Origin of the sequence: uncultured Nitratireductor sp., assembly GCF_913053745.1 — a bacterium.
Classification (GTDB): domain Bacteria; phylum Pseudomonadota; class Alphaproteobacteria; order Rhizobiales; family Rhizobiaceae; genus Nitratireductor.
In genome coordinates, this window is record NZ_CAJXGF010000024.1 from 25,784 (window position 1) to 37,476 (window position 11,693).

The following is an 11,693-nucleotide window of genomic DNA, read 5'->3' on the forward strand; positions in this document are numbered from 1 at the left end:
CCGTTACGACGCCAGATGTTTCTCAAGCGCCCCGGTCACGACCGCGATATCCTCGTCGGTCAATTGCGGGAACATGGGCAGGGAGATGGCACGGCTGTAATAAGCCTCCGCTTCCGGGTAATCGCCGACTTTGAAACCAAAGTCCCGATAATAGGGCTGTGTATGCACCGGGATGTAGTGCACATTCACGCCGACCCCGTCCGCGCGCAACAGGTCGAACACCTCGCGTCGTCCACGCGTCGCTCCTTCCGCGATCTGAACAGGATAAAGGTGCAACGCCGATCTCTGGCCGTCCGGCTGATGTGGCAGGATCAGCGGCAACCCCTTCAACGTCTCGGAATACAATCTGAGAATATCGTGGCGCTTGGCGACATATTCGTCGAGGCGCGCCATCTGGCTCACCCCGAGCGCCGCTTGAATATCCGTCATCCGGTAATTGAAACCCAGATCGACTTGCTCGTAATACCATTGATCGTCCGGCTTATCGCGCATCAGCGCGCGCTCTCGCGTGACGCCGTGAGAGCGCAACAATCGCATCTTTTCCGCCAGATCCGGATCGTTGGTCGTCGCGGCTCCGCCTTCCGCCGTTGTTATGATCTTCACCGGATGGAAGGAAAAGACGCAGATGCTGGAATATGCGCAACGCCCAACAGGAACGTTGCCATAGGTTGCGCCGATCGCGTGGGACGCATCCTCTACAACGTAAAATCCGTACTTGTCCGCGAGTTCGGCGATGCCCGCCATGTCGCAGGACTGTCCGGCGAAATGAACCACCGACACGATCTTGGGCAATGAGCCGTTTTTTTCCGCCCGGCTCAGCTTTTCGGCCAACGCTTCGACCGACATGTTATAGCTGAGCGGATCGATATCGACGAAGTCGACCTTGGCGCCGCAATAAAGTGCGGCGTTCGCGGTCGCGACAAAGGTGTTTGGGCTCGTCCAGAGGCTATCGCCCTCGCCCAATCCAAGCGCCCGATATGCAATATGAAGTGCCGATGTGGCGGAATTGGCCGCGACCGCATGTGCAGCCCCGGTGTAGGCCGTCAATTCCGCCTCGAACAGAGGCACAGCCGGTCCCTGCGTCAGAAACGGGCTACGCAAGACCTCGACCACGGCATCGACATCGCGGTCCGTTATGTGCTGGCGGCCATACGGGATCATTTCATCGCTTCGATGTTGAAGTCCCGGATTTCATCTACGCTCAGGAAATGCGGGTTCGAGCCGGAATTGTATTCAAAGCCCCGCTCGACCGGCGCGCCGGTCTCACCGAGTTTGTTTTCCAGAAACGAGGTGTCGATGCCATAGAACCGTATGGTCGGTTGCAGCACATAGTGATCCTCGAACTCGACGGTGAGATGGCTGTCGTCGCTGGGACACATGATTTCATGCAACTTTTCCCCCGGACGTATTCCAACCACATGCTGAGGCAGATCGGGCGCGATCGCCTTGGCGAGATCGGGGATTCTCACGGACGGAATCTTGGGAACGAAAATCTCTCCACCGTGCATGCGTGAGAAATTCTTCAGCACGAAATCGACGCCCTGCTGTAGCGAAATCCAGAACCGGGTCATCTGCGGATCGGTTATCGGGAGTTTATCGACACCCTCCCCGACCAGTTTCTCGAAGAAGGGAACCACGGATCCGCGCGACCCGACGACGTTTCCGTAACGCACCACGGCAAACCGGGTTCGCTTCTTTCCAACCATATTGTTGGCAGCGACGAAAAGTTTGTCCGACGCCAGTTTCGTTGCACCGTAGAGGTTGATCGGATTGGCCGCCTTGTCCGTCGAAAGCGCTATGACCTTTTCAACATTGTTCTCGAGCGCCGCGTGAATAACGTTTTCGGCGCCGCGAATATTGGTGTTGATGCATTCGAGTGGATTGTACTCTGCGGCCGGCACCTGTTTAAGCGCTGCTGCATGGATGATGAAATCCACATCCTGGCACGCCTGGACCAACCGCTCTTTGTCCCGAACGTCGCCGATCATATAGCGCATACAGCTCTGATTGAAATCCTGCGACATATCGAACTGTTTCAGCTCGTCGCGGGAATAGATGATCAACCGCCGGGGGGAATACCGCTTCAGGATCGTTGAAGCATATTTCTTTCCAAAGCTGCCAGTGCCGCCGGTTATCAATATGGATTTATTGTCGAACATCGCCCTCGCCTGCAGCATCAGAATTTAATCGGCTCATGCCTAGCCGGTTCGCCTCCACGGCGCAACTCAAATAAAGCCATGGATTTCAGTGCCGGAATCAAAAATAATATCGATTAATTTCAAACCTTTGCGATGAGATCGGAACAGACTCCACGTTCGAGACACATGGCGAAATCTGCCACAATTCAGATGAGTTTCCAGGTGGCCTCGGTTTATGCACGGCATCCGGTTTGCGTCTCGGCCTGCGGTTTGCGCAGCCGACCGAACTTGCATATAGCAAGGGCGTCCTGTCATAATGTCTCTGGATGATTTCGCTCCAAGCCGTCCGTTCCTTGGGAATCCTGCCCAGCCTCCGAGATTTCCGAAGGTGAGGTCGTTTCGTGTGCTTCCCGATCGGCTCTCGACCCGCCCTCGCAGACGTTCATCTTGACATGGGCACCAAACAGGCACTGCGGAAAGGTACATGGCGAGCTGATAAAGGCACATGGCGAGCTGATAATGTCTGCAGGTGGTTTGTCCTTGGGCACCTGGACCGGTTGGAGCGGGGATGCATCCGATGAATGAAGTCCTTGAGCGACAATTGGTGGAACTGCGCGCGACGCTTTCGACGATTGCGGATTTCTATGCGCGCCCCTCGCTCAACACCATGCAGCGGTCTCTCACGGCAAAACGCCCGATCTATGCGGGGGGCTTTGTTCTGACACGGTTTCTGATGCAATTCGCAATCGGGCGAATGGCTCTTATCGTCGCCTCCATTTTCTTTCACGGTAGAAGATCGCTGCCCGGCGACGACCGGATAACATTCCAGTTCTCATTGACCGCGAACAACACCGCCGCCCTCGAAAGAGCAAATCTGCTCATCAATGCGGCCTATGGCCTTACCGAGGCAGTCAATGACCGCAAGATGCCCATCCATCAATATCTGCGCAGCGCCTTGTCGCTTCCCACGATCCTCGCCTATGCGCGAGAGCTCAAACCCTATCGTGATCGTGCGCCTCTGACCTGCGTTTTCCTCGCACTTTCGGCTGCCGCGGACCTTCTCATGCGACGTGCCCTTGCCGCCGCGCCCAGAAAGCATGTTCTGGTTGCCAATGATCATTCCCCAGCAACGGTGGCCCTTCTGAATATTGCCAGGGGCCAGGGGCTCAAAACCGCCTATCTTCAGCATGGCCAGGTCACGGATGACTTCCCGCCGCTCGTCTGCGACCTGTCGGTTTTGCACAACGAGTGTTCACTACAGGCTTATCGGCGTGCGGCTCAAAAAAGGGGCGTCCCGTTTCCCGATCGCGACGCGATTTTGATGTTGCCTTCATTCTCCGACAATTTCCGGATGCCGCGCGTTGGGCCGGAACCCGATCATATCTGCGTTTACCTGAGCAATTTCCCGTCGGTCGACGCGCTGACACGACTGGTCGCGACGCTCGCACAGCAAGCCTGGGTTAAACGGATATCCCTGAGAAGACATCCGCGCTGCAAGACCGACCTGAACAGGTTGCTGAGCGCGGGAGAAGGCAAGTGCGAAATCCTCGATCGCCGATCCGCGGCAACGCTAAGACCTCATATCGGCATCGTATCCAATAGCGGCGTCGTGATAGAGGCGCTTCATCGGGGTGTCCCGCTCCTGTATTTCGCGGAGGGAGATACGATCCCGTATGATTATTACGGCTACGCCGAAGACAAGATCGTTCCGATATACACCGAGGAAAACCTGAAGGCGCCACAGACACTTAACGCGTTTTATTCCGATGCATGGCGCGCCAGATTTTCAATGTATGATCCCACCGTCGAGAAAGAGCTTCACGATGTGCAAGCATCTTTCGTCATGGGCATTGGCGGCTTTTTGGGTCGGCAGCCAACCCGAGAGGCGTCAGGCATCCAGTCTGGTTGAACAGGAAAGCGCCGCCGAAAACATCGTTTTGGACATCAGGCGCTCGGCTCTCTTCTTGACATCCGGCCAGGCTTCGAGATCCAGACGATATTGGATCGCATATCCCTGCTCTCGGTCGGCACCCTCCAGCGGTTCTTTGCCAGTCACGGGTATCTTCAGGTAGCTGTTGACCTTTATGGGAGCGGTGTTGTGATCCAACACTTCGCTTCTGATCGACTGCAACGCCATATTCTCAAAAGCTATCCGCCCGGAAAGCAGGACCAGACCGATAAACAGCCCCGGAATGTTGCGCGCGTCAGGATGCAGTGCGCAGCCCCAATACGCACTGTCTCCATCGACAGAAATGTTGAACGTTCCCGCCAGAATGTCGTCGTAGTAGACGACGAAATATCCTTTGCCCGGTGTGTTGGCCAACCTCTCCAGAAACGCGCGGTGTTCCTCCGGAGAAACTGGCTCGGAATTGAAAGAATTGGCCCTGACATTCTCCGCATTGCGGATATTAAGCACCAGGGCCGCATTCTCGGTGTTGAAAGGTTCCAGTCTGAACTTGCTCATATACGGGCCCGGTCTGTGAGAACGCTCTTCATGGCAGCGTGTTCGGGTGTTTCGCCTTCCGTCACGCGGTCGAACCGCCATCAACGGTAATGATCGTGCCCGAGGTCCGCGCCGCATCGTCTCCGAGCAGATAGATCACCGCCCCCGCCGCATTGTCCGGCGTGGGAAGACCCAACGGCGCACGACGACGAATGGAACGCATATGATCGTCTCCGATGCCCTCGGTCATGGCCGTTTCCATATAGCCGGGCGCCACGCAATTCACCGTAATGCCCATCTTGCCCAACTCGCGCGAGAGCGAGCGGGTGAACCCTTCCAGCCCCGCCTTGGACGCGGCGTAGGCCGACAGCGCGTGAAATCCGGTCGAGGCAATGATCGACGAAATATTCACGATCCGCCCCCGGCGTTTCGCCATCATCGAACGCGAGACGTATTTGGTCAAAGTCATGGGGCTTTCCAGGTTCACGCGCAGAACCTTCGAAATATCGCTCGCGTGCAAGGTCGCAAGCACGCCATCCATCCCCATCGCAGCGTTGTTCACCAGACCGTAGATCGGGCCATGCTCCTTCGTGATCTGTCGCACCAGTCCCGGAATCGCATCGATATCGGCCGCATCGAACGCGATATGAACCGCGCGTTCGGGATGCTTGTCCATCAAGGTTTGATACCCATCGCCGATTGTTCGGCTCAACCCGATCAAACGGTAATCGGGAATGGATGCCAGGCGCTCGGAGATCGCCAGTCCCAGACCGCGCGACACGCCTGTCACGATCACATTCTTCATCCGTTCACCTTCAATTCCGGCTAATCTTGCCTGCCGCATTTGTCTGCAATGTCTGCGTGAATACGATCCGAGCCGGCGTCGCCTCTCGTTCGAGCGTATTTCTGCATCTCGCCATAATGCGCTGTTTCAGTTCTGCCGTGTCCAAATCCTGCGAGGCAGGGACAACGCTTGCGATCAGCAATGCGCCTGTGATCGGGCTTTTCTTCGCTGTAACGGCAACCAGACCGACGCCCTCGACGTCTCCAATCACCCGTTCCACCCGCTCGGGATAGACCTTGACACCGCCGACATTCACGACACTGCTGTCGCGTCCCAGAAAGTGAGCCCGATCCCCCGCGATCTCGAGCCTGTCGCCGGTGTTGATGTAACCATTGGCGTCGATCTCGATATCCTGTCCGCTCAGATAGCGGGGCCGATATCCGCCGGGCGGGCGCAACCACAATGTGTTGTCGCGTATGCGGATGCCCACACCCTCGGATTGCTCTTCGGCCAGGGACAAGGGAAACCCCGCTTTTCCATCCTTCACGGCAAAGCCGACACCGGCTTCGGTCGACGCGTAGATATGAGTCAATCGTGCGTGCGGAAAACGGGCCGCCAGCGCATTGAGAACGGCTTGGTCGGCAATCTCCCCGCCCAGCGTCACTTGCTTGAGCGTGAGCTTATTGCTCTCCGGTGCCATCAGTAAGCGCCTCCACAATGTCGGCGTCGCGGACAGATGTGTGCATCCCGATTCGACGAGGAACCTGACCTGTTCGGACACGTCCCGGTCTCTTTCTGGCACACAAAGGGTGCCGCCGCTGAGAAGCGATTGCAACGCGACTTGCAAACCGGCGAAGCGTGTCATTTCGTAGACCATCCCCCAGACGGGGACCGGCTGAACTTTCTCGGTGCGCACGGAGCGCGCGAGACTGTCGAGCGTGTGAGGAACCAGTTTCGGAATTCCCGTGGTCCCCGAAGTCGTCATTATCCAGCCCGTCGTCCGGTCGCGCGGTCGCGTGGGCCCTATTGCCTGAACGACGTTTCGCGCTGACGCCAGGTCGTCACGATCGGAAACGATGATCGTACAATCGGCGACCTTCGCCAGTTCCTCGACGACTTCGGGCGGCTGCGCGGTCGATACCAGAAGGATTCCCGCCACCGCGCCATCGAGTGCGACCAGAACACGCGTCAGTTCGCGCACATCGTCTATGCTCACGAGCACGCGCGCATCGGACGGTATGTCTGCCGCAGGTCCGGACTGCAGGACCTCTGCGACGGATAGCCGGCCGTTCGGTGCGATCACCAGCACATGTTCGTCAGGGATGCCGGACAGTCTCTGGTGGAGGTTTGTGCTCATGCGGCGTGCGACCGGAACTTCTCGTAAAATGCCACAAACTCCGCAAAGGTCTGCGGATAGTAGGCGTCGGTGGACAGCGTGAACGGGTCAAAGCCCAATTCATCTTCAAGCTGACTGACGAAGATGGCAAAACCCAGACTGTCCAGGCCGGTATCCAGCAAAACCGTATCCGGCTGCAGTTCCGGCGCGTCGCTTTCGTTCTCGCTTTGCCAAACTTCTTTGAATGCTCGCCGAATTTCGGGCTCCAAGCTTTCCGTCACCGCGTTTTCCTTTCCTTTTTCGCCCCGCAAGCCCGCGAATGTTTTGGTGCCGCCAGGCCATGAAGCCTGGTGCCCCTCCTGTTACACTTACGGGATTATTCAGGACAACCCATTAAATTGTCAGACGCAAGAAGGGTCGCGGGCGCGCGCACGGTCAAGACCATGCCCGCTCGGTGCAGGATCGATCTTCGCTCTCCGGGCGGATGAACGCTCGGCGCTGTCGAAACGGCGCTGCTAACGCACCACCAGCACCGAGATGGAGGCATGCCGCACCACGCGCGCGGCATTGGGACCGATCAGGTAGTCCTCCGGGCTCGGCCGCGCCGCCGTAAGCACGATCAGATCGGCCTTGACCTCCTTGGAATAACGTAGGATTTCACGGTAGATCGAACCGTGACCGACAATGTGCCGGTGCTTGATCTCGGCCGGCACATGCTTTTTCGTGAATGCGTGCAGCGTTTCGTTGGTGTGCTCGATCGCTTCCTGCTCATGGCCCTTCGGGAAAAACCCCCCGACAATGGACATGCCGTAATCCGGCACCACGGTCATCACATGCAGCCGGCTGCCGAAGGTGCGCGCATAATCGACGGCCGTTTGCAGCGTGCGCACCTCGTCTTCGGCATGGCCCAGATCGATCGAAACGAGAATGTCCTTGTACATGGATTATACCTCTCAGGCTTCGGCCGGACGCGGCGTGCCCGCCTGCGGATTGCCGGTCAGCGTCCCTCCGCGGCGGCGCTGCAGGAACATGACGAGCGCCAGCAGAAGAGCGGCCGGAATGTAGAACACCTCGCGCGGCATCCGCCCCTCATTGCTCACCTCCACTGACGTGATCTGCACGGGTTCGTCGGCGTAGAAGTCCAGGCTCGAAAGAGTCTTGCCGGCAAGGCTGTTCATGTCGAAAGGCTCTTCGAGGATCACCCGCTCGCCGTCGATCTGCGCCACCAGTCCCGTCGCCGCTTCGAAGCGGGCTGCACCCGCCTCCCCGGCTTCTCCGAGATTGAACGCCATGGTGCGCTCCTCCATCTGGTCGGGATTGTCGAAGTTCGGGCCGCGGATGGAGAAACGAACTTCCGCATCGTCCGGCTCCTCGGCCACCGCCTCGAAAATCTGCGCTGGCTCGGTGGCGATGTAGGGCGGCTGCACCAGATCGAGGAAGAAGCCCGGCCTCAGCAGCATGAAGGTGACGAGCAGCAACGCCGCCGACTCCCACAATTTGTTGCGCGCCATGAAAAAGCCCTGCGTGGCCGCCGCGAAGATCAGCATCGCCACCGTCGCCTGAATGGTCACCCAGATGGCGCCCATCCAACCGACATCGATCAGCAGCAGGTCCGTGTTGAACACGAAGATAAAGGGCAGAAGCACCGTGCGCAGCGAATAAAAGAACGCCGTGAAGCCGGTCTTGATCGGGTCGCCGCCTGACACGGCCGCCGCCGCGAAGGACGCCAGCCCCACCGGCGGCGTCACATCCGCCATGATGCCGAAGTAAAAAACGAACATATGCGCCGCGATGAGCGGGATCAGCACGCCGTTGGCCGCACCCAGTTCCACGATCACGGGTGCCATGAGCGAGGAAACGACGATGTAGTTCGCCGTGGTCGGCAGCCCCATGCCCAGCACCAGCCTGATCAGCGCCGTGAAGACGAGGATCAGGAAGATATTGCCGCCCGAAAGGAACTCGACGAACTCCGCCATCACCTGGCCGATGCCCGTGAGCGTCACCGTGCCGACGATGATGCCGGCGGCGGCCGTTGCGCAGGCGATGCCGATCATGTTGCGCGCACCCAGAATGAGGCCGACGATCAGATCGTTGAAGCCTTCCTTGAAGGCCGCGCGCTGATCGGCGCTCTGCAATCCTCTGAAAAGCGCCTTCAGAGGCTTCTGCGTGAGGATGATGACGATAAGCAGAAGCACGGCATAGAAGGCCGACAGGCCGGGCGATTTACGTTCCACCATAAGCGACCAGACGAGCACGAACAGCGGCAAAAGATAATGCAGTCCGGTCCGGATCACCTCGCCCGGCAGCGGCAGTTCCACAACCGGCGCGTTGGGGTCGTCCATTTCGAGATCGGGCGATTTGGCCGCGTACCAGATGAGCGCCAGATAGGCGATCAAGAGCGCCACCATCAGCACCGGCGCCGACAGGTTCGGCAGCATGAACTTGATGAAGTTGATGGCGTAGTAGATCGCGCCCACCAGAATCACGATCGACGCGATGACGATGCCCGAGCGCATGAGCGCGACCGTCGCGGGGTGCGACTGGCGCTTTTGAAGCACAGGCATATCCTTTTTCACCGCCTCCAGATGCACCAGGTAAAGCAGCGCGATGTAGGAAACCACTGCCGGCAGAAAAGCATGCTTGATCACCTGCAGGTAGGAAATGCCGACATATTCCACCATGAGAAAAGCGGCCGCGCCCATGACGGGCGGCATGATCTGACCGTTGACGGAACTCGCCACCTCGACCGAACCCGCTTTTTCCGGCGAAAAGCCCACGCGCTTCATGAGCGGAATGGTGAACGTGCCCGTTGTCACCACATTGGCAATGGAAGAGCCCGAAATCAGGCCGGTCATCATGGAAGCCAGCACCGCCGCCTTGGCCGGTCCGCCGCGCAGATGGCCAAGCAGCGCGAAGGCGAGCTTGATGAAGAAATTGCCCGCACCCGCCCGGTCCAGCATCGAGCCGAACAGAACGAACAGGAACACGAACGCCGAGGAAACGCCGAGCGCCACGCCGAACACGCCGTTCGGCGAAAGCCACATCTGGTCCATGGCACGGCTGAAGGATGCACCGCCCCAGCGGATGATGTCGGGCACATAGGTCGATGCGCCGAAGAAGACGTAAAGCAGAAAGACGATGGCGACGATGGCCAGTGGCGGACCGAGCGCGCGTCGCGTCGCCTCCAGAAGCAGCACCATGCCGATGCCGGCAACCACCAGATCCTGCGTGATAGGCAGGCCGGGGCGCTGGGCAAGATCCCGGTAAAAGACAAAGATATAAAGCGCGCACGAAGCCGCCACGATTGCCAGCACCCAGTCGTTCAGAGGAATGCGGTTGCGGGGGCTCGATGCCAGCGGCGGAAAGGCCATGAACGCCAGGAACAGGCCGAATGCCAGATGGATAGCGCGCGATTGCGCGTCGTTCAGAACCAGCGACAGGCCTGTCAGGCTCGTCAGCGTGAAAGGCAGGGGCGATGCGATGTAGAGCTGGAAGAGCGACCAGCAGAGCGCGACACCGGCGATGATATAGCCGGCCATGCCGGCCGGGTCGCGCGCGCCTGTATCCGAGGACGAAACCAGATCCTGGAGTTCGTCGTCGCTCAATGGCGCAGAGCTTTTGCCCGCATTGTCCGGGTTCGTCGCCATGACCCCATACCCCTCATTGGTTATTTGTTTTTGGGTTACTCGTTCCTGGGAGAGAAAGGGCGCCCGCCATGGCGGGCGCCCTTGTTCAGCGGCTTATTGCAGCCAGCCTTGTTCCTTGTAGTAAGCTTCCGCGCCCGGATGCATCGGCGCGGAGTTGCCCTGGTTGACCATGCTCTCGGGCGTCAGGTTGGCGAGCGCCGGATGCAGCGCCTTGAAGGCGTCGAAGTCCTTGAAGACGGCATCCACGAAAGCCGCCACGACGTCGTCGGGAACGTCCGCCGAGGTGACGACGGTCGCGCCGACACCGAAGGTGTTCACGTCGTTGTCGGTGCCACGGTACATGCCGCCCGGAATGGTCGCCTTGAAATAGTAGGGATTCTCCGAAACGAGTGTGTCCACGGCCTCACCTTCGACCGGAACGATCACGCTGTCGCAGGTGGTGGTCGCTTCCTGGATCGCACCGGCCGGGTGACCGACCGTGTAGGCGAACGCGTCGATGTTGTTGTCGCAGAGCGCCGAACTCTGTTCGGCAGGTGCCAATTCGGCGGCAACTGCGAAGTCCGAGTTGGACCAGCCCTTCTCCGCGATCAGCAGATCCATCAGAGCGCGCTGGCCCGAACCCGGATTGCCGATGTTCACACGCTTGCCCTTCAGATCGTCGAAACCGGCAACGCCGGCGTCCTTGCGTGCCACCACCGTAAGCGGCTCGGCATGCAGCGAAAAGACCGAACGCAGCTTCTCATGCGCTCCGCCATCGGCGAAGTTCGCCTCGCCCTTGGAGGCGTTGTACTGAACGTCGGACTGCACGACGCCGAATTCCAGGTCCCCGCCCTTGATGGCATTCACGTTGAAGACCGATCCGCCGGTCGATTCGACCGAACAGCGAATACCCGTTTCGCGGCGGTTCTGGTTCATCAGGCGGCAGATCGCGCCACCGACCGGATAGTATACGCCCGTTACACCGCCGGTGCCGACGGATACGAAGCGCTGCTCCTGCGCGCTGGCCGTCCCGGTCGCCATCGAGCCGAGCATCGCGGCCGCAAGGCCAAAACCGAGAATGCGATGAGATTTCATAATGCGTCTCCCTACTGATGTTACGCGTTTGCGCATACGTGCACGTCGAAAGATGCTGCGGCCTGTCCGAACCGACGACCGCAGCCGGGCATTGCGTGCGAGATGCCCGTCAAAGCGCGGTCCGAAAAGACCCGACGCGAAGCGTTAAACGCCCCCCGCCCCGAGTCAATGGCCCGGGCGCGCAATTTGCAAAAAGCTGCAACGGAAAGCTGTGTCAACATTGCGAGAAAGCAGAACACAAACTTCTGTTTTTTCTACCGATTATTTTCTC

General features: G+C 59.0%; 10 protein-coding genes. 1 reads left to right on the plus strand and 9 read right to left on the minus strand.

Annotated features, from left to right (window positions below; genetic code table 11):
* Window positions 1-3 precede the first annotated feature (3 nt).
* Window positions 4-1,161 (minus strand): UDP-4-amino-4,6-dideoxy-N-acetyl-beta-L-altrosamine transaminase, encoded by a 1,158-nt coding sequence (pseC, locus tag QZ638_RS06150; RefSeq protein ID WP_295808095.1) that lies wholly within the window; start codon window positions 1,159-1,161, stop codon window positions 4-6.
* Complete coding sequence (pseB, locus tag QZ638_RS06155) at window positions 1,158-2,159, minus strand: UDP-N-acetylglucosamine 4,6-dehydratase (inverting) (protein WP_295808097.1); 1,002 nt, start codon at window positions 2,157-2,159, stop codon at window positions 1,158-1,160. Before pseB ends, pseC begins: the two co-directional genes overlap by 4 nt.
* A 556-nt stretch (window positions 2,160-2,715) precedes the next feature.
* Here pseB and QZ638_RS06160 point away from each other — a divergent pair.
* Window positions 2,716-4,047, plus strand: a complete 1,332-nt coding sequence (locus tag QZ638_RS06160; protein ID WP_295808099.1) for a hypothetical protein — start codon at window positions 2,716-2,718, stop codon at window positions 4,045-4,047.
* Here QZ638_RS06160 and QZ638_RS06165 read toward each other — a convergent pair.
* The 7 genes from QZ638_RS06165 to QZ638_RS06195 form a co-directional block, all read right to left on the minus strand.
* Complete coding sequence (locus QZ638_RS06165) at window positions 4,027-4,461, minus strand: hypothetical protein (RefSeq protein WP_295808101.1); 435 nt, start codon at window positions 4,459-4,461, stop codon at window positions 4,027-4,029. The genes QZ638_RS06160 and QZ638_RS06165 overlap by 21 nt on opposite strands.
* Window positions 4,462-4,663: 202 nt before the next feature.
* Entirely contained in the window at window positions 4,664-5,386 is a 723-nt protein-coding gene (locus tag QZ638_RS06170) for an SDR family NAD(P)-dependent oxidoreductase (RefSeq protein ID WP_295808103.1), read from the minus strand.
* A gap of 10 nt (window positions 5,387-5,396) precedes the next feature.
* Window positions 5,397-6,722 carry a class I adenylate-forming enzyme family protein gene (locus tag QZ638_RS06175; protein ID WP_295808105.1) on the minus strand — a complete coding sequence of 442 codons (1,326 nt, stop codon included), beginning with the start codon at window positions 6,720-6,722 and terminating at the stop codon, window positions 5,397-5,399.
* Window positions 6,719-6,982, minus strand: coding sequence for an acyl carrier protein (locus tag QZ638_RS06180; protein WP_295808107.1), 264 nt, complete (start codon window positions 6,980-6,982; stop codon window positions 6,719-6,721). The genes QZ638_RS06175 and QZ638_RS06180 overlap by 4 nt, the downstream gene beginning before the upstream one ends.
* Before the next feature lie 234 nt (window positions 6,983-7,216).
* A complete protein-coding gene (locus QZ638_RS06185; RefSeq protein WP_295808109.1) occupies window positions 7,217-7,642 on the minus strand; it encodes a universal stress protein in 426 nt (141 codons plus the stop codon).
* 12 nt (window positions 7,643-7,654) lie between these two features.
* Window positions 7,655-10,348: a TRAP transporter permease gene (locus QZ638_RS06190; RefSeq protein ID WP_295808111.1), complete on the minus strand. Its 2,694-nt coding sequence runs from the start codon at window positions 10,346-10,348 to the stop codon at window positions 7,655-7,657.
* A 93-nt stretch (window positions 10,349-10,441) separates the two neighbouring features.
* Window positions 10,442-11,422 (minus strand): TAXI family TRAP transporter solute-binding subunit, encoded by a 981-nt coding sequence (locus QZ638_RS06195; RefSeq protein ID WP_295808113.1) that lies wholly within the window; start codon window positions 11,420-11,422, stop codon window positions 10,442-10,444.
* Between the last annotated feature and the right edge of the window lie 271 nt (window positions 11,423-11,693).

Excerpts from the sequence above, each read along its gene's own strand:
- pseC (WP_295808095.1), bottom strand. The coding sequence starts at position 1,161 with ATGATCCCGTATGGCCGCCAGCACATAACGGACCGCGATGTCGATGCC.
- pseB (WP_295808097.1), bottom strand. The coding sequence starts at position 2,159 with ATGTTCGACAATAAATCCATATTGATAACCGGCGGCACTGGCAGCTTT.
- QZ638_RS06160 (WP_295808099.1), top strand. The coding sequence starts at position 2,716 with ATGAATGAAGTCCTTGAGCGACAATTGGTGGAACTGCGCGCGACGCTT.
- QZ638_RS06170 (WP_295808103.1), bottom strand. The coding sequence starts at position 5,386 with ATGAAGAATGTGATCGTGACAGGCGTGTCGCGCGGTCTGGGACTGGCG.
- QZ638_RS06175 (WP_295808105.1), bottom strand. The coding sequence starts at position 6,722 with ATGAGCACAAACCTCCACCAGAGACTGTCCGGCATCCCTGACGAACAT.
- QZ638_RS06185 (WP_295808109.1), bottom strand. The coding sequence starts at position 7,642 with ATGTACAAGGACATTCTCGTTTCGATCGATCTGGGCCATGCCGAAGAC.
- QZ638_RS06190 (WP_295808111.1), bottom strand. The coding sequence starts at position 10,348 with ATGGCGACGAACCCGGACAATGCGGGCAAAAGCTCTGCGCCATTGAGC.
- QZ638_RS06195 (WP_295808113.1), bottom strand. The coding sequence starts at position 11,422 with ATGAAATCTCATCGCATTCTCGGTTTTGGCCTTGCGGCCGCGATGCTC.